We start from the raw sequence: 20,243 nt of genomic DNA, 5'->3' as shown, positions 1-20,243 counted from the left end.
TTGATACTGGCATGGATATTAAACAATTCATAAACGAAAATAAAATTACTTAGTGATTTCACGCTGCTTAACAATTTAAATGACAGACGCTTGATAACCTTGGATTTTAAATGCTTTATCCGAGTTGGGAATTACAAATTCCGAACAGCACAGGACAAACTGATCACCCACCTTTAGCAATTGACTAGTAACAATTACATTGATTCCCATGCTCAAGAACTACTTCAAGATCGCATTCAGGACCTTTAGAAAGGACAAGTCCTTTACAGCTATCAACGTGCTTGGTTTGGCGTCGGGGTTGGCTATTACGTTGATGATCGTGCAGTATGTACGCTATGAGATGAGTTATGAACACGGGTATCCCAATGTCGACAGGATCGTGCGGATCACCACCGATTACCTAAACGGCGAAACCGTATTTGCCCAAGACGTTGAAACTTTCCCCGTTCTTGCGGAAGTACTGAAAAATGAAATTCCAGAAGTAGAGAACAGTACCAGGGCTTACCCTGTCGGTGAACCAAGTATTGATATTCAAATTGGCTTAAAACAATATGTCGTGGACAAGGTTTTGGGTGTTGACCCCTCCTTTTTTGACATATTTCACTATTCCTTGATTCAAGGATCAAACCAAGATCTGTTCACAAAGCCCCATCAGGCAGTATTGAGCGAAAGTACCGCCATAAAATATTTCAATACGATCGATGTCGTTGGAGAAACATTCAAAATCATAGGCCCCAATTTGCCCATATTGATGAATGTGGTGGGTGTGGTTCCTGATAGCCCAAGCAACACTCACTTGAAGTTTGACATGTTGGTGTCCTATGCAACCTTAATTTCTGATTTTGGCGAGACAGAAGACAATGCGACTGGAAACAATACGCTTACCTATGTAGAGCTTGCCGAAAATGCGGATTATGACAACTTCACGGAGAATTTAGTGTTGTTCAACAAGCAACTTAAGGCCCAGGGAGTAGCGGTCAACAACAATTTTATCGGGCAAAAGATTGGCGACATCCACCTATATTCCAAAAAAGGATTTGAAACAGAACCAAACGGTGATGCCCGTTCGGTTTATTTTTTGTTGGCCGTTGCATTTTTGGTAATCAGCAGCGCCTTGGTCAATTATACCAACCTTTCCACTTCCAAAGCCCTGGACCGGGCCAAAGAAATGGGCATGCGGAAAGTGGTCGGTTCTACGGGTTTACAGATAAAAATCCAGGTGTTTGTAGAATCATTGATCATAAACGTTTTCTCAGCTCTACTGGCGATCATGCTTATTTCCTTGGTTGAAAGCCTGTTCATAGAAACGGCAGGTTTGCCCGAAAGCTTTTCCATTTTCGGGGATTTGTTCTTTTGGGCCTGTTTGGTTGGTTTTTTGATTATGGCAATCGTCCTATCGAGTATTTACCCTGCATTTGTGCTGTCTTCGTTCAAGCCATCGCAGGTACTAAAAGGAAGCTTTTCACATTCAGGGCAAGGTGTTTTTCTTCGAAAGTCGTTAGTGGTATTTCAGTTTGGAATTACTGTGGTTTTGCTGGTACAAACCTTCGCGGTCTACCTTCAGATCGATTATTTGAGAAATCTGGATATTGGTGTAAATACAGAAAAGATAGTGGTGGTGAAAACACCTGCCGGAGAGCATGTAAGCCAAAGCATTGAATCATTCAAGCAATCGCTTTTGGCCAATTCGGATGTAAAGTCAGTCGCTACGTCCATGACGGTACCGGGACTTTCGGGTGCTTCTATGTCAACTACCAGGGGCGTTAACCTTAGCGACGCTCCGGAAAAAACAGACTTCAATTTTTATCTGACTTTAATAGACACTGCCTTTTTGGACCTGATGGAAATTGAGCTTTTGGCAGGTGAGAATTTTAGCTCCACCAACCGAGATACATTTGAGGATACAGTTGACGGACAGTTTATTGTGAACGAAAAGGCATTGCATTTATGGGGGATTGCGGATCCGAAAAAGGCAATTGGAAAATCCATCAATTTCTGGGGACACAGAAGCACCATCAGAGGTGTAGTAAAAAACTACAATCAAGAATCGCCAAAAGCGGCCCAAATCCCTATCCTTATGGGTTATTCCCCAAATGCTGAGGGGTATATCAGCGTGAAATTTGCAGGGCAAAATCCCGCTGAGCAACTGGCCATGATAAAGCAGCAATACGAGACCATTTTCCCATACAAACCATTTTCCTACTTTTTCCTTGATCAGGAATACGATAGGCAATATAAAGCGGACGAACGCTTCCAAAAGGTATTTGGAGTCTTGACACTCTTTGCCATTTTCATTGCCTGCCTTGGTTTGTTCGGGTTGGCCACTTTTACGGTAGCCAAAAGAACCAAGGAGATTGGGGTCAGAAAAGTGATCGGAGGCAGCACGACTGGTTTGCTCGTTTTACTGTCAAAAGACTTCATAAAGACGGTGTTAATTTCAATGACTATCGGGATTCCTGTTACCTATTTTATCGTAAAAGAATGGTTGGGGAAATTTGCCAACCACATCGAACTCAGTTGGTGGCTTTTTGGAATCCCTGCACTGGCTATTTTGATCCTTACGGTAATTACAATAGGTGGAAAAACTTTAAAAACAGTCCTGATGAACCCTGTGGAGAGCTTAAGGAGTGAGTAGGGAGAGAAATTGGAAATTACTAGATTGGTTACTAATTGCATCCGGCTTTCGGTTTTGGCTAAACACACCATTTGACTATTCCTCCATATCCTGCTGTTTGATTTTTGCAATGTCGGACAACTGAAAGCAGGGAGTTGAAATCCGCTTTATCCAGGTCCGGAATTGCAAATTCCGAACAGCGCAAATATCCGCTTCATCAATACCACCCTTTCCACTTCCATAAAAATCCCCACAATTGCTTAACGGATACTCTTCCTCCATTTCGACAACACCTGCTCTTACGGGATTGAGATGAATTGCAGCTGCTGTATTCCCTGGGGCAACGGATGAGGCCGCATGCACTGGACTAGGAGCATAGGACAGAGGAAAGAAAGAAACACTCAGCTCCTGCTCTAGACAGGCTTGAGAAATCACTGAAGTATAACAAATATAAATACAGGCCCGTCTGCCCAATGGGAACAGCCCTGACTATAATCTAGCCAAATTGGCGGAACTGATTGTGTTCGAGCTCCATGGCAAGCTGCAAAAAGAACAACATCAATGAATTTGAATGGCTCAAGGTTCTGTTTGAAAGGATCCAAAGCCGTAAGCAAAAAAGCCTAATCCAAATTTCACCCTCAAGCTGTAAACAACACAGGCTTAAATCGATCTTCTGAATTTCCTAACCTATATACTATGGGATCCTCGGATGGATATATCATTTAACGGTTTTTACCCCAATCGGAAACAATTGGTACCCCTGTTTAAAATTCTGTTGGTGTAAAATTGAAGATTCAATTAACAGAACCCGACGAATGAAAAAATTTCTGATCATTGCAGGCTTGATAGTATCATCCTGCTCTGAAGCCTCTACCCCGGATCCTATCCCTAACCCTGATGTTACTACACAGGATCCAGGGCCAGTTGGTGAAGTCAACTACTTTGGACAGTTAAAAGTAACTGATGGGAAGCTGACCAACAGTGAAGGCACAGCCGTCATGCTTCGCGGAGTTAGTTTTGGCTGGCACAATTGGTGGCCTAGATTTTACAATACTTCTGCGGTGAAATGGCTGAAAAATGACTGGAATGCTAATGTGGTAAGGGCTGCGATGGGGGTGGATCCAGCAGATGCCTACCTTGAAAACCCTGAATTTGCAATAGAGAAGATCAAAGCTGTAGTAGATGCTGCCATAGCAGAGAATATGTACGTGATCATCGACTGGCATAGCCATGACTTGTACCCAGCGCAAGCCAAGGATTTTTTTATTGAAATGGCGAAAACGTATGGTGATAAACCCCATGTGATTTATGAGCTTTTCAATGAGCCCGATTATGAGACTTGGGAGGAAGTAAAAGTTTATAGTGAAGAGATTATCTCTGAAATCAGAAAACACGATCCTGATAATTTGATTCTGGTTGGCTCGCCTACATGGAGTCAGGATATACACCTTGTAGCTCAGAATCCTATTCTGGATCAGGAAAATATAATGTATGTATTGCATTTCTATGCCGCTACGCACAAGGACTATCTGAGAGAAAGGGCGGAGAAAGCGTATCAGGCTGGTTTGCCATTGTTTGTCACTGAGTGCGCGGGCATGGAAGCTACAGGTGATGGACCAATAGATACAAGTTCATGGAACACTTGGCTTAGTTGGATGGAGAGCAGAAAAATATCTTGGGCAGCCTGGTCTATTGCAGACAAGAACGAGACTTGTTCTATGCTTTTTCCTGCTGCATCTTCTGAAGGAAACTGGACAGGTTCTCAAATTAAGCCATGGGGGGAAGTAGTGAAAAAAGCATTGAAGAAGAACCTTGACTAGTGCGAGGAGTAGCATTTCAAAATGCCCCATCTTTTTATTTATGGGGTTTTTAGCCTGAAAAAAATGAAATTAATGACAGGTAAGTGCCTTGTTTTCAGCTGATTTTATGTCTGTTAACATTTGATACCCTTAATAAAAACATTTGCATACCCTCCGTCCAAATTACTAAAACTACATTTATTCGGATCAAAGACATAAACCCAAAAACCTGATCCTATTCTTTTTAAAATTGAACTGCCCTGCATTCAATTATCACTGGATATGCAAGTTCGGTGCAAGGAATACAATTCAGCTTTTGGTGTTTGTCTCAGTGATTTTTATAAACAAAACCCAAACTGAATGAAACACTACTTACTACCTATTAGATTAAATTTTACGACGGGACAATCTTTTCCTGCTCCAAACCTATTTACCAATTTCTTACAATTAAACCCCTAATGATGAAAAAACTATTACCACTTTGGCTCATGCTTCTGGTAGGTGTAGTCCAGGCCCAGGTCACGGTGAAAGGAACCGTGAATGCTGTTGGAGATGGACTTGCTCTGCCTGGAGTAACAGTGCTGGTGAAAGGAACCACTACTGGTGTAGCAACTGAAGTTGACGGAACGTATTCTATTACTGTTCCATCTTCGGAATCCGTCCTGGTTTTTAGCTTTATTGGCTATAAAGCCCAGGAAGTCGTGGTAGGTAACCAATCTACAATCAACATCTCAATGGAAGAAGATATGTCTTCCCTGGATGAAGTGGTAGTGGTAGGTTACGGCACTATGAAAAAACGTGATATGTCCTCTGCCCAGGTTTCTGTGACTTCTGAAGACATAGAGCGTACTGTCAACACCACCATAGAGCAAGCGCTACAAGGACGTGCTGCAGGTGTATATGTGACCCAAAATACAGGGGCACCAGGGGGAGGCATCTCGGTAAACATCCGGGGTATCAACTCTATTAGTGGTACAAATCAGCCGCTATATGTAATCGATGGTGTGCAGGTGCAACCTGCTGCTGTATCTTACGGAAATACCTCTTCCACCAATCCGCTTGCGGGTCTGAACCCAAGTGATATTGAATCTATGGAAGTATTGCAAGGTCCTTCTGCTACTGCGATCTACGGATCCAGAGGTACCAACGGTGTAATCATGATTACAACCAAACGAGGAAAGGCGGGTGAGACTAAAATCACTTACAATTACCTGTATACACTGCAGGATAAACCAGAAAATCTGGATGTGATGTCACTGAGTCAATATGCGACTATGACCAATGATATCAGCGAAATCACCGGTGGTGATCCTCCGGCAGCTTTTTTGGACCCCTCTATATTAGGTGAAGGAACCAACTGGCAGGATGCACTTTTCAAAACTGCTCCTTTGAACAAACATAACATCACACTGACTGGGGGAGATGAGAAAACCAAGTTCTATATCTCCGGTGAATATTTTAACCAGGAAGGTGTGGCGATAGGCTCTTCGTTTGACCGTTACTCAGTAAGGACAAACATTGACAACCAGACCAGAAAATGGTTGAAACTTGGCTTGAACTTACAGCTTTTTCATACCGATGAGCAATTGGCGACAGGAAGCTCTGATGTGATCAACAATGCCATACAGATGGCGCCAAATGTACCGGTAACCAATCCTGACGGATCTTGGGGCGGTGCGGATCCTGTAAATGGATCTAGCTTGCAGTTCACTCCAGCAAACCCGATCGCATTGGCCAATCTATTGGATAGAAGCTATAAGAGAAGAGGGGCTCAGGGTGGGTTCAATGTAGAAATCGACTTGGTAAAAGGCCTTAAGTTCCGTACTATGGTGAATACAAACATCAACTATAATAACGGCCACTTCTTTACCCCAACCTATACCTTAGGTGTGGTGACCAATGACACAAACTCTTTAACAGAAGAATCCAGCAACAGCTTCTATTGGAACTGGAACCAGATGCTGACTTATAGTGCTATTTGGGGAAAGCATGCGTTGGATGTCATGGCCAGCCATGAAGCCCAGGAATCCCAATATGAATTTCTGAACGGAGGCAGGGTGAACTTCCCTTCCAATGATCTTCAGGAGCTTGGACTTGGTTCTGCTCAGGGAGCTACCAACAGCGGCGGAGCCAATAACTGGGCAATGGAGTCATTCTTTGCAAGAGCAAACTATACGTTCAACGAGAAGTACATCCTATTAGGTGCTATAAGAGCTGATGGTTCTGCGAACTTTGGTCCTGAGAATAGATGGGGGTATTTCCCTTCCGTATCTGCAGCATGGAGAGTGTCTGAAGAAAACTTCCTGCAGAATGCTACCTGGATGGATGAGTTAAAGATCCGTTTTGAAACTGGTCTTACGGGTAATCAAGGTGATCCTAATGCGATCTATGCACCACTTAGCTCTCCTAGTATTCCTACTCCCTGGGGTGGTGGGTTTCTGGTCTCAAGGTTTGGAAATCCAAATCTGAAGTGGGAAGAGACTTCTACAGTCAACCTTGGTTTCAACCTGAACATGTTGAACAACAGAATCCAGATCGAAGGGGATTTCTACCTGAAGAAAACTGACAATTTGCTTTTGCCTAACCCACTTCCCTGGTACATGGGCACTTCAGGAGAAGGAAGCATAGGTACTCCTACGGTGAATATTGGGGCTTTGGAAAACAAGGGATATGGCATCACAATCAATACGATCAATATAGACAACAGGGCCAGTGGATTCTCCTGGAGTTCTAATTACAACTTCTCAGGTTTCAAAACTGAAGTGACCAAATTCTTTTCCGAGACAGCATTCATTGACCGCACAGCCTGGTGGCTGAATAACTTTACCGCCAGAGCTCAGCCTGGGTATGCCCCGTGGTTGTTCTACGGATATCAGGCTGATGGCTTGTTCCAATCAATCGAAGAAGTGGAGTCAAGCGCCAGACCGGTAGATAACTCCGGAAACCCAATCCAGGTTGACCGTGATAACGGCATCTATGTAGGTGACATCAAGTACAAAGATCTTAACGAAGACGGGGTGATTGATGAGCGTGATCAGACTTTCATCGGTAATCCATGGCCAAAATTCACCTTTGGCATGACCCAGCAGTTCTCATACAAAGGTTTTGCCCTTGATATCCTGTTTACAGGAGCGCTTGGTGTAGATATCTATAATTACAACAGATTCATTAACATCAATCCAAACAATGTAAATCTGGGTAGAAACATGCTTTTGGAAACCTATGACTATGCCCGTATCGAAATGGATGAGTCAGGTAACCCTTTCATCGCCAACCCAGATACTGATGTTCCGAGGATTACAGCTACAGATCTGAATGGAAACGGATCTAGAATTTCAGACAAGTTTGTGGAGGATGGTTCTTATGTGAGAATCAAAAACATCAACCTTTCCTATGTAGTCCCTAATGAGCTTCTTGGAAAGCAAAATGTAGTAAGAGGCCTGAAATTGTCGTTTGGGGTTCAGAACGCATTCACCTTCACTAAGTACAAAGGATATGATCCTGAAGTAGGTGCTTCCATTGGAAACAATGTATCTGCCGGTAATCAATTGATCGGTGTAGACTACGGCAGGTATCCCCAGACCAGAATGTACACATTCAGCCTAGGTGTTGACTTCTAATCCAAAAATCATAAATACATGAAAACAAACACAAAATTCCAAAATTTAGTCCTTGGAGCTACTTTGCTTCTTGGAGGAATGGTGGGCTGTTCAGAGGATTTCTTGGATAGACCCCCATTGGACGCGATTGTAGATGCTAACTTTTACAAGACTGACGATCAGATCTTGGCAGCATCTGCACCACTCTATAATATGGTATGGTTTGCTTACAATGATAAAGCAAGTCATGGAATAGGGGATGCCAGAGGTGGTGTCTTGACATCAGGATCTTATCAGTTGGAAAACGTCCGGTTCAATACTACCGGGGAAACTGCAGAAAACGGTGCCTCTTGGAGAGCATTCTATAATGTAGTAGCGCAGTCAAATTCATTGATCAACAACATCAATTCCTTTGCGGGAGAAGATGTGACTGAACGGATCAAAAATCACGGTATTGCTGAAGGTAGATTTATGCGTGGCCTGGCTTATTCTTACCTGGTCCAAAACTGGGGTCCGGTTCCGATTATAACCAACAATACAGCGCTTTTGCAGGATACTACCATTGCCAGAAATACCGAAGAAACCGTATGGCAATTTATCATTAAGGATTTCCGCTACGCGGCAGAAAATCTTCCGGAAAGCTCAGTTATGACCGGACGCCTGACCAAATGGTCTGCGGAAGGTGTACTGGCAAAAATGTACCTGACTAAAGCAGGTGTATCTGGATCCCGAAATCAATCTGACCTGGATTCTGCGGCTTATTATGCGAAGCGGGTAATAGATAACTCCGGTGCAGAATTGATGGAAAACTACGAGGATCTTTTCAAAACCGCCAATAATAATAACAAGGAAACGCTTGCAGCACTCCAGTGGGTATACAATGCCGGTCAAGCTGGTGCATGGGGAGCTCAAAATTCAGTACAGGCTTTTCTGGCATTCGGTTCTGAAATCACCGGCTTCGGTGACGGATGGGGCGGAGACATAGGAGCATCCAAGTGGATGCTGGACATGTATGATGATCTGGTATTTGATAAGAGAAGAAAAGGAAGTTTCATGTTTCCTGGCGATCATTATTCTTACATCACCCAAGTGCCTCCAGGGGGATCTGCCCAGGAGTTGGAAGTACCTGCCCGTAGCCTTGATGGAAGCAGACCCTATAACAGTAGAGCCTGGGTGAAAAAGTATGTGGTTGGAAGACCTGAAGACAACGACGGAAAAGTCGTACAGCAGGGAACAGAAATCAATACATATATTCTTCGATTGGCGGATGTTTACCTGACCTACGCTGAGGCTGTTTTGGATAAAAATCCTGCTGAAGCACTGAAGTATGTAAATATGGTGAGAGCCAGAGCTGGTGTAAATGCGTTGACTTCTGTGACCTGGCAGGATGTATTTGAAGAGCGGATAAAAGAATTTGCAATGGAAGGCCAAGCTTGGTATGAGTTTACCAAACTCGAGTATTATGATCCGGCAAAGGCGTATAGCATACTTTCCAATCAGGATCGGGGCACTTTCCGAATCTATGCAGACCAGATCCCTGATCCCACACTTTGGGAAATCGAGATTCCTGCAGATGATTCTTCCCCAAGATTCTTTACAGTGAACGAATCCAATTTTAAGATTCCTATTCCTTCTGCGGAATTGTCGAGGGCACCGAACCTGAGAAAGCCTGCTGTACCGTATGATTTCTCTGCTCAAGAAAATTGATTTGTAGACCTACATTGAAATGAAAAACATGAAAATCATAAAAAATATAAGATCCTCGTATTCCCTGCTGGCAGCTTCTGCGCTGGTAATGGTACTCATACTGGGAGCATGTAAGGAAGAAGATGAGATAAACGTCGGTCCGCCGACCATCGAGCGGGTGCGCAGTACAGATCCTACTACAGCAGATAGTGCTTTTACTTCTGCTACCCTGGGAAGCACATTGGCGATCTTGGGTAACAATCTATTGGGAACACAGCAAGTATACCTGAACGATTACCCACTGGGCGTGAACACGGCCTATGTCACTAACAGTACAGTGATTGTAACAGTAGGGGACTCGGTTCCGACGGTGGCCACTGATCCAAATGTACCTAATACATTGAGATTGGTAAACAAAGCGGGTGAAGCTATCATGGAATTCCAGACACTTCCCCCTGCTCCGCAGGTTCTTCAGGTGAAAAACCAGTATGTAAAAGCCGGTGATGAACTTACACTGCTTGGCAGATATTTCTTCTTTGTGGATACCGTTTACTTTCCGGGAGAGGATGTGTATGTGACTTCCGGTTTTGAAACCAATGCAGCTGGGTCTTCTCTCAAAGTTAAAGTGCCTGCTAATCTGGATTTCTCAGAAGGACAATCGATACGTGTGGTGACTAAATCCGGTGGATCAGCTACCAATAGAAATACGCAAATCTATGCCGGAAAGGGCATGGTGGCAGATTTTGATACCAATGGTGCGCTTGCATGGCCATGGGACTGGGGATGGGGAATGTCAGGAGATATGATCAAACCTTCACAGCCTGGTATCTCCGGCCTAGAAGGGAACTTTGGTGGAATGAACCAGGCTTTTCCTGCAAGTCACGGTTGGAACAATGACAAAGTGATCAATTTGGTGAACTGGGGTGGTGCCCAAATTCTACCGGAAGGAGAAGGGTATGAACCCTCAGCGCCAGCAGCTAGCTTTGATATCAGGGTAGAGATAGCAGTAAACACATCCTCCTCCATTGAAGGTTTGGAGTTACAATTTTGGTATCCTGATGTCAATGGTAATGAATTGAGCTATAATGTCCCACTTTCGAATTTTGTCCGCACTACGGATGGCTCTTGGTACACCATTTCTGCCAATTTGAGTCAATTATCTAATGGAAGTACCCGTTTAAGTACCTATGGAGATTTTCTGGCGGGGAATTTCGATGAAAATGGAAATATTATTCATCAACTAAGACTGGTTGTGGTGAATACCACTTCCAATGATATTCAAGCGGTACTCGGTGTAGATAATGTACGGGTAATCCGGGCAATAAATTAAATAGTATAGCATAAGAGGTTTATTAATTCAATCTCCGGGGCGAAGGGTTTTGCCTCGGAGATTTTTTCTAGACCCTGGTGGGTTTCTTTTCTTTGACTCTAGGAGGCACTAAGGTTTCGCAGGTGAGCGTAGCTAGTTAATTCTCTTGTAGTACGGTGAATTTGAATTGAAATAAAGAATGATGTAGACAACTCCAAAAGCTAGCTGAATTGTTCTCTAACCTGCTGACCAGAGAAAAAAATCACTGAGGGAAATCACGAAATTTTAACCAAACATTGAGCTTGAACCCCCGACATATAGTTAAGAAGTATAGCTTATCAGGACTACTCCAGATCCTTCTGTCTGGAGCAGGATTATTATTCTTCGCCTGCGGGCAAAAAGAAGAAGTACTACCGCAGACTCTTTTTGAATTGCTGAGCCCAGACTCCACCAAGCTCACCTTTACCAACCAGATCCAAGAAACTGAGGCTGCCAATATTCTGACCTATCAATACTTTTATAATGGAGGTGGAATAGCCGTAGGAGATCTAAATAATGACGGGTTGGAAGACCTTTATTTTACTGCAAACCAGGGCAAAAACAAACTTTTTTTGAATCAGGGGAATCTGAAATTCCGGGACATAACCCTGGCAACAGGAACTGCCGGAAAGGATAATGCCTGGAGTACGGGCACAGCCATCGTTGACATCAACGGAGATGGGTTTAAGGATATTTATGTATGCTATTCTGGGGATTTGCCAGATGGGCAGCGAAGGAATCAGTTGTTTGTAAATCAGGGATTGGATAAAGATAGTATTCCGTTTTTCAAGGAAATGGCAGCGGATTATGGGCTGGATGATCCCGGTTACAGTACCGCAGTTTATTTCTCCGACCTGGATCAAGACGCAGACTTGGATATGCTACTGCTGAATCACAATCCCAGGCTTTTCAGCAATCTGAATATCAATGCTTTCGAAGCAATGCTAAGCGCAACTGATTCGATGAGCAGCACAAAAATTTATAAAAACGATAATGGCGTTTTCAGAAATGCCACCAAGGAATCCGGCCTGAGCGAAACTGGTTTGAGCTACGGTTTGGGAGCTTCCATAGCTGATTTCAATGGAGATGCTTTTCCCGATATATACCTGGGAAACGATTACTCCGCACCAGATTACTTCTATATCAATCAGGGAAACGGCACCTTTGTCAACGGAATTGGAGAGGCGATGGGCCATACCAGTCTGTATACTATGGGAGTGGACGCTGCCGATATCAATAGAGATGGCAAGTTGGATATTGTCAGTCTGGATATGCTTCCCGAGGATAATATGCGTCAAAAGCTGCTTTTCACTCCTGAGAATTACGAGCATTATTCCCTATTTCTCAAGGCAGGCCTTCACCATCAGCTGATGCGTAATATGTTGCAGCTGAATAGGGGTGATGGTACTTTTTCAGAGATTGGTCAACTTGCAGAAATCAGTGCTACAGATTGGAGTTGGGCGCCTTTATTCGCAGATTTTGACAACGATGGCTATACAGATCTTTTTGTCAGCAATGGTTTTTTGAAGGATTTCACAAATCTGGATTTTATCAACTACCGAAATGAGTTCCTTCAAAACTCCAAGGTCACTGGAGAAGGGATCAATGAACTGATCAAAAAAATGCCGGCAACTAAAGTTGGTAATTATGCTTTCAAAAACATCAACGGAATCCAATTTGAAAATCGATCTGAAAACTGGGGCCTGGGCGTGCCCGGCAATTCCAATGGAGCTGTTTACGCAGATCTGGATCAGGACGGAGATCTGGATTTGGTACTGAATAACCTAAATGAACCAGCTCAGGTTTTTAAAAACCGCAGGTCAGAATCCCTAAATTCAACTTACTTTCAGATCCGCCTGAGAGGTTTGGAAGGAAATCCTGATGGAGTCGGTGCCAAGGTAAGTGTATACCAAAACGGCAAACTGAGCTATCAAGAGCAGCAGATTTACAAAGGCTATCAGGGCAATGTAAGCGCGATCTTGCATTTTGGTTTGGGAGAAGGAAAAGTAGATTCGGTTGAAGTGCGTTGGAAAAACAAAAAAATAAGCCGAATCAAGAGTCCACAAGCCAATCAGATACTCGATGTGTCAGAAGCTGAAGCAGTTGAAGAAACAGTCTACGACAATTTTGCTTATCCTATCCACAGGCAGCATCAAGTATATGCTATCGGGAACGAAGAAAAACTTCCCAATGATTTCAAGCGCCAAAGTCAGTTGCTATACAGCCTTTCCCAGCATAAGGTTTCTATGGTAGCGGCCGAACTTACTGGTGATAACAAGACTGACCTGATTTTTTCGGACGGAACAAAACTCTTTTTACAATCACCTGATGGCAACAAACGCGATCAAATCTATAGTTCAGATTCTCATTTAATTACTTCGGTCACTGCTTTGGATGCAGACGGGGATTCGGATTTGGATCTTTATGTGGCAAAAGGGGGGTATTTCGACTTGGAAAAGGAAGATGTCAGACAGCGGGATTTGCTTTTGATCAATGAAGGAAATGGAGTCTTTGCCGAATCCAAGTTTGACTTCGGAATTCAACCTACTGAGTTTGTCACTAGCTGGGATGCAAATGGCGATGGATTGGATGATCTTTTTGTAGGCTCAGGATATATTCCGGGAAGATGGCCGGAATCTGTTGCCAGTCAGGTTTGGATAAATGGTGGTGACGGTACTTTTTCTCCCATTTCCTTGGAGAAAATAGCCAGAGTCAAAGCAGCGCAAAGCTATGATCTTGATCAGGATGGGCTCAAGGAATTAATCGTTGCCTCTGAGTTTGATAGAATTCGAATCCTTACACTTAAAGAAGGAAAAATAGTAGATCGTTCAGAACAGTTTATACCTGGAGGAAAGTCAGGGCTTTGGTCAGCAGTGTTCATACAAGATTTAGATGGCGATGGCAAACCAGAGTTGTTAGCAGGGAATTGGGGTTTGAATTCCAGGCTCCAAACTGATACGCAAAATCCGGTTCGGATATATTTTGAGGATTTTGACAGCAATGGGTCTGTAGACCCGTTGATGACTTTTCCTGTGATGGGAGAGGAGTATCCTTTCTTTTCCCGCGACGAGCTGGCTGCCCAGCTGTACAAAAAGAAAGTGCTTTTCCCAAGCCATGAAGCATTTTCAAAAGCCAAAATCCAGGATATCCTTGGCGAAAAAGAACTAGAAAAAGCCAGAATAGTCGAGGCCCAATCCCTGGAAACTAAAATGTATACCCTGAAGAACGGTGTTTTTGAGGAAACAGCCTTACCGATGCTGGTGCAATCTTCGCCGATTCAGGCTGTTACTGCTATCAAATCATCTAAAGGATATGATCTATTGCTTTTCGGAAATCAGGAAAACGTACGGCTGAAAATCGGCAAAATTGATGCTAATCCAGGATGGGTCTTGCGTAGGAAAGAAGACGGAAACTGGGAAGTTACTATGCTAGATCAAAGGCTAGGTTATGTCAGCTCCAATGTCAGCAGTGCCGTTTCTATTGAAAAAAATGTCTGGATAGGAGTGCCAAATACAGGTGTCATTAAATACGGGGTTAATTGAATTAATTGTGATTAAGAAATTGAATATCAATTTGGTAAATGAAATGAGGTATACGTATATTCTTACCTTCAGTTTGCTGATAATACTGTGGTCTTGCAAGGCTCCGATGGTGGATGAAAGTTTGCCTGTAGATGAATCTATCCGATTGAACCAGCTAGGTTTTTATCCTGATCAGGATAAAAGAGCCGTGATATTAAATCACGGGGAAGCAGAGGATTTTGCGGTCTGGGATTTGGACAATAAGGACATCGTGTACCAAGGGGAATTGTCGAAAGAAGTAACCGGAACACTTTCTGGACATACTTCCAGGGTTGCTGATTTCTCCGCGTTCAGTCAGGTTGGAAACTACGTACTAGTTTTAAATGGGGTTGGAAAATCCCATCCTTTTGAGATTCACCCGCAAATCCACAAAAAACTGGGAAAAGCCAGCATTAAAGCGTTTTATTATCAGCGTTCCGGTATGGAATTGGACAAAACTCACGCAGGGATCTGGGCCAGACAGCTGGGACATCCCGACGATCAGGTGATGGTTCATCCTTCTGCATCATCGGATTCCAGAAAGGTTGGTGAATTGCTGTCCTCTCCAAAAGGTTGGTATGATGCTGGTGATTACAATAAGTATATCGTGAATTCAGGAATCACAGTAGGTACCTTACTTTCTCTTTTTGAAGACCATCCTGGCTACTTTCAGAAGCTTGATTTGAACATTCCAGAATCAGGGGATCAGGTTCCTGATTTGCTTGACGAGATCCGCTGGAATCTGGATTGGATGATCACCATGCAGGATCCGGGAGATGGTGGGGTATACCATAAGCTCACAACTGCCAGATTTGAGGGCATGGTTGAGCCGCATTTGGCTGTATCCCAGAGGTATGTGGTAGCCAAAAGCACTACGGCCACGTTAGATTTCGCTGCAGTGATGGCCCAGGCTTCCCGTATTTATAAAGCTTATTTACCTGAAGAGTCCGTGATGTATCTGAAAGCTGCAGAAAAAGCCTGGAGCTGGGCAAAGCAAAATCCCGATGTTCTTTACAAACAAAATGAAATGAATATGGTCTTTGATCCAGACGTGGTTACCGGCACTTATGGGGACCATAATCCTGCCGATGAACGGATCTGGGCCGCCTCAGAATTGTTCATTACTACGCACAATTTGATCTATTGGGATGAATTGATTGATGCTGATCAAAGCTTTAAACTCCCCTCGTGGAACCAAGTCGCCTGGCTTGGATACTATTCCTTACTCCGGCATCAGGATAACATCACCTTGTTGCCTCAGGAATGGATGGCTATGCTCAAAATAAATCTTCTTGCGGCAGCGAGAAACCAACTTGAAGGAATTGACGCAACTGGTTTCCATACCCCTATGGAGACAGAGGTGGGCAATTTCATTTGGGGATCCAATGCTGTAGCCGCCAATCAGGGAATGCTTTTATTATATGCTTACAGGCAAACTAATGAGCCTGTTTTTCTTGAAGGAGCCCTGGACAATCTGGATTATCTTTTGGGGAGAAATGCTACGGGGTATTCCTATGTCACGGGTTTTGGAAGCAAAACACCGCTCCATCCGCACCACAGGTTAGCTGAGTCACGACCAGATTTGCCACCCTTACCCGGTTTCCTAGTGGGAGGCCCAAATCCTGGACAACAGGATGGCTGTACCTATATCAGTTCCTTTGCAGACGAGTCTTACACTGACGAAAACTGCAGCTATGCATCCAATGAAATAGCTATTAACTGGAATGCTCCTTTTGCCTATTTAACCAATTCCCTGGAAGCTATCAAGTGATAAAATCCAGGAAATTGGTCAGGGGCTACGCTTCACTTGAATTTAGTTTAGATGTCTCAGATTTTTTAAGCAAATTCATGAAAGAAATTATAAGCTCTATGAGAAATACCTTGAAGTTGTTAGTCCTTTTACTCATTTTTTCCTGTGGGTCTTCAAAATTTGATTCTCAGGTTTTTTTGCCCAAACTCTTTGGAGATGGAATGGTCGTACAGCGGGAAGCGTCTATTTCAGTATGGGGAAAAGGAATTCCGGGTGAAAATGTGCGGGTGAGCTTGGCTGGCGCGATCACAAGTGGGACTGTGGAATCAGATAGTACATGGATTTTAGAGTTACCCAAATTGCCTGCTGGAGGTCCTTTTGTGTTGGAGGTAAATCAACAAAAAATCAATGATGTCTATGTAGGCGATGTGTGGGTGGCAGGGGGGCAATCCAATATGGAATGGACGCTGAAATCTCAGGTAATTGGAGCTGAAAAGGAATATTCGGAAGGAGGAAACACTCAGATCCGCTTTTTTAAGATTCCAAATTCTTATAGTGCGGTGGAGCTTGATGATGTGGTAGGAGGAGCGTGGAAAGTAGCTGATTCAGTGAATATGAAGGATTTTTCGGCGGTAGCTTGGTTTTTTGCGAAGCGGAATAACCTGGAAAAGAAAGTGCCGGTAGGGATTATAGAATCCAATTGGGGAGGAACTCCCGTCGAGGGTTGGACTGACGTGGAGATTCTGGCAGAAATGGAGGGATCATTTAATGAGCAGGCAAAGGATGTCATTGAAAACAATGAAAGTTGGGATGCTAAGCTAAAAGAGAATGATGCAAACCGCCACAGGCGTGATTCTATGGTCAGCAGGCCGGATTCTCTTACAGCTTTGAATGTGGCTTCGGTTTCTTATGATGATTCCAGCTGGAGAAAAGTCAACTTGCCCGGAGCAAATCCTTTGGAGCACATCGCCTGGGCCCGTAAGAAGTTTACCCTTTCCAATGTTGATAACCTCATGCTTCATTTGCCCTATATTGATCAGATGGCTTACGTGTATCTGAATGGAAAATTGCTCCATTACAAAGACTGGGGAATTGCGGTGCCGGAAATAGAAATCCCTGCTGACATGTTAGCTAAAGGGACGAATGTCTTAACTGTACGCGCTATCAATACCTGGAATAATCAACCGAGAATAGGACAGAAGGGAGAAATGTACCTGCTACAGTCAGGTGAGAAAATTTCACTGGAGGGGACATGGTCCTATTCCAATTCAACAGTAGAGCCACATCTTCCAAAAGTAGAATGGTATAATTGGATGCCTGGAATGATGTACAATGCCATGATTGTTCCGATTACAACTTATACGATCAAGGGAGTGATCTGGTATCAGGGAGAAAGTAATGCGGGTCGTCATGGTGAATATAAAGCGCTTTTTTCAGCCATGATTACCAACTGGAGAGAGAAGTGGGGATTGGGCGATTTTCCGTTCCTGTTTGTGCAGCTAGCCAATTTCATGGAGAGAAAAGAAGTGCAGCCAGAAAGTAACTGGGCATTCCTAAGAGAAGCGCAGGCCCAGACTTTGGAACTTCCAAATACGGGAATGGCCACGATCATCGATATAGGCGAAGCCGATGATATCCATCCAAAAAATAAAAAGGATGTAGGTGAAAGACTTTGGTTACAGGCAAGGAAAGTGGCATATGGTGAAAAGAATGTTGCCTCTGGGCCGCGTTTTGACTCACTGTCAAGAAAGGGGAATGAATTGATTGTCAAATTCAGTTCAGTAGGTGAAGGTTTGAAACTAACAGAAGGCGATGCGGTGAAGGGATTCATTGCAGCCAAAGAAAACGGGGATTTTCAACAAGTAGAAGCCTTCATTTACGATAAAGAATCTGTGAAAATCACACTTCCGCAGGGAGTGGAAGCCGGTGAGATCCGTTATGCCTGGGCTGACAATCCTGAGGTGAATCTGGTGAATAACCTGGATCTTCCTACCGTACCTTTCAGGAAGAAATTTGAATAAAGAAATAGAATGAAAAAGACCAAATGATTTAATCTTGGTCTTTTTCATGTGTTTATTATTTATTTCTCAGCGGTCATATGGAATCTCGCATGCATTATAATCATCCCAGTGTGTGACGCTGGAGTCATGCTCGATTTCATTTGTTACTTGATTTTTTCCATTAAATCCTGGGTTTCCAGCATCTCATCTATCTTTTCCTGAAATTCAGGTTTAGGGGGAATGTTCACTACATTTTCCAAGAAATCAATTGTACTGAATAGCACTCCTTCCCAATCACCGGAAGTGATGGAACTTCCTATCACATGGTCGCCTGAATTTGGAAATGCTTTTTCCCGCTTCATTGATGCAGGTGTAGATACCTGTTCATACATTTCTTTCATTTTGGGTACAGACACTACCATGTCCTGAGCTTCATTGTCTTTGTAATAGTATCCTAAGAATAAGGGTTGATTGATTTTTTTGAAAGTAGCTTCGTTCATGTTGCTGTACATGATGACTGCAAGGCTTTTATACCCATTAATATTATAGTATTCAGACCAATACAGTGCTTTGTCACCTTCGCGCTTTTGATAAGTCAACTTTTTCATCGCTGTCTTCTCCATGATTTTTTGTGCCCAAGGATTGAAGATCGCTGATAGCTGTTCCTGGTAATCCCTGATCGCGGGGGAATAAACAGCTATGGCTTTGATGTCTGGCTGCTGGCTTGCCAATAGTAAAGTCAATGCGCCACCCATGGAGGTGCCGACTACAATTACCTCATCACCAAGACTTTTTCCTATTTGATATGCTTCCCCGGCAGCATTTGCCAATGCCTGGGCGCTCATGTATTCCATGCCGTTTTCCCGCTTAATACCATGCTCTGGGAGTCGGGTTACAAAAAGATTGGCTCCAAAATGGGCAGCAAGAAATCTGTGAACAGGATCTCCCTCCATGGGACTGGCACCAAAACCATGAATATAGACAATTGAATAAGGAGTCTTACGCTTGTTTAAACTATCCGCCCACACAATATAAGCTTCATTGCCCGGTTTGAGGCCAATTACAGAATCTTCTCTTTGAGCCAGGTAGTTTTGCAATTCGGATATCCGGGTAGGTACTTCAGGGAATTCAATCGTTAATTCCTCATGCTTCAGCTTAGGACCCAACATATATACGATGGCAAGAACCATTGCAGTGGCAAATACGCCCAGTAGTATTTTTCTTAGCATAAAATCAGTTGGTTAAAAGCACGGGTGAGGAGGATTCAAAAATTTTCTCTGAACCATTTTTTAGTTTCAAAACGGTCTTGGTTTTTAATTGGGATTTGTTTTCAGGCTGCAAATCAACCGAAAGCCTATATTGCCCCGTAGATCCAGTGAAATCACGTAAATCGGACAGTTTGATGTCATCATGTGTTTTTACCAGACTCGAAATATCTGTACCGGCCTCTTTGTCCCCATAAGGCGCAAGTAGTGTCATCGATATGCCTGTGATATTTTGAAAATTTAAATTCGGAGCACAGGACAGTGCGTATGCCACTCCAGGGAAACTGCCTGTAGAGGGGGCATGTGCAATAGTTTCGGAAGCAATTTTTAGATAGACATTGAACTCTTCAAGTTTAACTGTATCGGTTTCGACCGCAAACTGATTGTTTTTGTACGGCTCATAAACTAGTGATACATCGGTAGCATTTACATTGGAAGGTCCTCCACATTCACCGAAAGGATTTATTTGAGGATCATCCACACAAGCCACAAAAACCAACATAGACAGGTAGGCAGATAAAATTGCCGCAGTCATTTTTACGCTCTTGGTTTTTAAAAATTTATTCATAAAGTTAAAAGGCTGCCTATTTTATGATTCGGGAAATTTAGTGATTAAACAATA

General features: G+C 43.4%; 11 protein-coding genes. 8 read left to right on the top strand and 3 right to left on the bottom strand.

All coding sequences use genetic code 11. The features are described 5' to 3' along the window. Positions 1 to 208: 208 nt before the first annotated feature. Positions 209 to 2,635, top strand: a complete 2,427-nt coding sequence (locus AS141_RS12765; RefSeq protein ID WP_057938049.1) for an ABC transporter permease — start codon at positions 209 to 211, stop codon at positions 2,633 to 2,635. Between the two features lie 75 nt (positions 2,636 to 2,710). Here the strand turns inward: AS141_RS12765 and AS141_RS12760 are convergent, their stop codons facing one another. Next, on the bottom strand, positions 2,711 to 3,049 hold the full coding sequence (locus AS141_RS12760; protein ID WP_057938048.1) for a hypothetical protein: 339 nt from the start codon (positions 3,047 to 3,049) through the stop codon (positions 2,711 to 2,713). Positions 3,050 to 3,429: 380 nt separating this feature from the next. On the opposite strand from AS141_RS12760, the gene AS141_RS12755 reads away from it, so the two are divergent. The 7 genes from AS141_RS12755 (at position 3,430) to AS141_RS12725 (ending at position 18,377) form a co-directional block, all read left to right on the top strand. Then, a complete protein-coding gene (locus tag AS141_RS12755; RefSeq protein WP_087149417.1) occupies positions 3,430 to 4,434 on the top strand; it encodes a glycoside hydrolase family 5 protein in 1,005 nt (334 codons plus the stop codon). 440 nt (positions 4,435 to 4,874) lie between these two features. Further along, positions 4,875 to 8,033 (top strand): SusC/RagA family TonB-linked outer membrane protein, encoded by a 3,159-nt coding sequence (locus tag AS141_RS12750; RefSeq protein WP_057938215.1) that lies wholly within the window; start codon positions 4,875 to 4,877, stop codon positions 8,031 to 8,033. 18 nt (positions 8,034 to 8,051) lie between these two features. After that, a complete protein-coding gene (locus tag AS141_RS12745; RefSeq protein WP_057938047.1) occupies positions 8,052 to 9,719 on the top strand; it encodes a RagB/SusD family nutrient uptake outer membrane protein in 1,668 nt (555 codons plus the stop codon). A gap of 28 nt (positions 9,720 to 9,747) precedes the next feature. After that, positions 9,748 to 11,028 (top strand): glycan-binding surface protein, encoded by a 1,281-nt coding sequence (locus tag AS141_RS12740; protein ID WP_232424900.1) that lies wholly within the window; start codon positions 9,748 to 9,750, stop codon positions 11,026 to 11,028. 281 nt (positions 11,029 to 11,309) lie between these two features. Next, the gene (locus AS141_RS12735; protein WP_198293543.1) at positions 11,310 to 14,588 is read left to right on the top strand and encodes a VCBS repeat-containing protein; all 3,279 of its coding nucleotides are present in this window, start codon (positions 11,310 to 11,312) and stop codon (positions 14,586 to 14,588) included. 7 nt (positions 14,589 to 14,595) lie between these two features. Continuing rightward, positions 14,596 to 16,377, top strand: a complete 1,782-nt coding sequence (locus AS141_RS12730; protein ID WP_232424899.1) for a glycoside hydrolase family 9 protein — start codon at positions 14,596 to 14,598, stop codon at positions 16,375 to 16,377. 77 nt (positions 16,378 to 16,454) lie between these two features. Further along, positions 16,455 to 18,377 carry a sialate O-acetylesterase gene (locus AS141_RS12725; protein ID WP_232424898.1) on the top strand — a complete coding sequence of 641 codons (1,923 nt, stop codon included), beginning with the start codon at positions 16,455 to 16,457 and terminating at the stop codon, positions 18,375 to 18,377. Between the two features lie 143 nt (positions 18,378 to 18,520). Here AS141_RS12725 and AS141_RS12720 read toward each other — a convergent pair whose 3' ends face one another. Both AS141_RS12720 and AS141_RS12715 read right to left on the bottom strand, forming a co-directional pair. Continuing rightward, positions 18,521 to 19,585: an alpha/beta hydrolase gene (locus tag AS141_RS12720; protein WP_057938046.1), complete on the bottom strand. Its 1,065-nt coding sequence runs from the start codon at positions 19,583 to 19,585 to the stop codon at positions 18,521 to 18,523. A gap of 4 nt (positions 19,586 to 19,589) precedes the next feature. Then, a complete protein-coding gene (locus tag AS141_RS12715) occupies positions 19,590 to 20,189 on the bottom strand; it encodes a hypothetical protein (RefSeq protein ID WP_057938045.1) in 600 nt (199 codons plus the stop codon). Between the last annotated feature and the right edge of the window lie 54 nt (positions 20,190 to 20,243).

The organism is Algoriphagus resistens, assembly GCF_001442615.1.
Taxonomy (GTDB): Bacteria; Bacteroidota; Bacteroidia; order Cytophagales; family Cyclobacteriaceae; genus Algoriphagus; species Algoriphagus resistens.
The sequence above is the reverse complement of the archived record's forward strand: the minus strand, read 5'-3'. Positions and strand labels throughout refer to the sequence as shown.

Excerpts from the sequence above, each read along its gene's own strand:
- AS141_RS12755 (WP_087149417.1), top strand. The coding sequence starts at position 3,430 with ATGAAAAAATTTCTGATCATTGCAGGCTTGATAGTATCATCCTGCTCT.
- AS141_RS12715 (WP_057938045.1), bottom strand. The coding sequence starts at position 20,189 with ATGAATAAATTTTTAAAAACCAAGAGCGTAAAAATGACTGCGGCAATT.
- AS141_RS12725 (WP_232424898.1), top strand. The coding sequence starts at position 16,455 with ATGAAAGAAATTATAAGCTCTATGAGAAATACCTTGAAGTTGTTAGTC.
- AS141_RS12750 (WP_057938215.1), top strand. The coding sequence starts at position 4,875 with ATGAAAAAACTATTACCACTTTGGCTCATGCTTCTGGTAGGTGTAGTC.
- AS141_RS12720 (WP_057938046.1), bottom strand. The coding sequence starts at position 19,585 with ATGCTAAGAAAAATACTACTGGGCGTATTTGCCACTGCAATGGTTCTT.
- AS141_RS12765 (WP_057938049.1), top strand. The coding sequence starts at position 209 with ATGCTCAAGAACTACTTCAAGATCGCATTCAGGACCTTTAGAAAGGAC.
- AS141_RS12740 (WP_232424900.1), top strand. The coding sequence starts at position 9,748 with ATGAAAATCATAAAAAATATAAGATCCTCGTATTCCCTGCTGGCAGCT.
- AS141_RS12745 (WP_057938047.1), top strand. The coding sequence starts at position 8,052 with ATGAAAACAAACACAAAATTCCAAAATTTAGTCCTTGGAGCTACTTTG.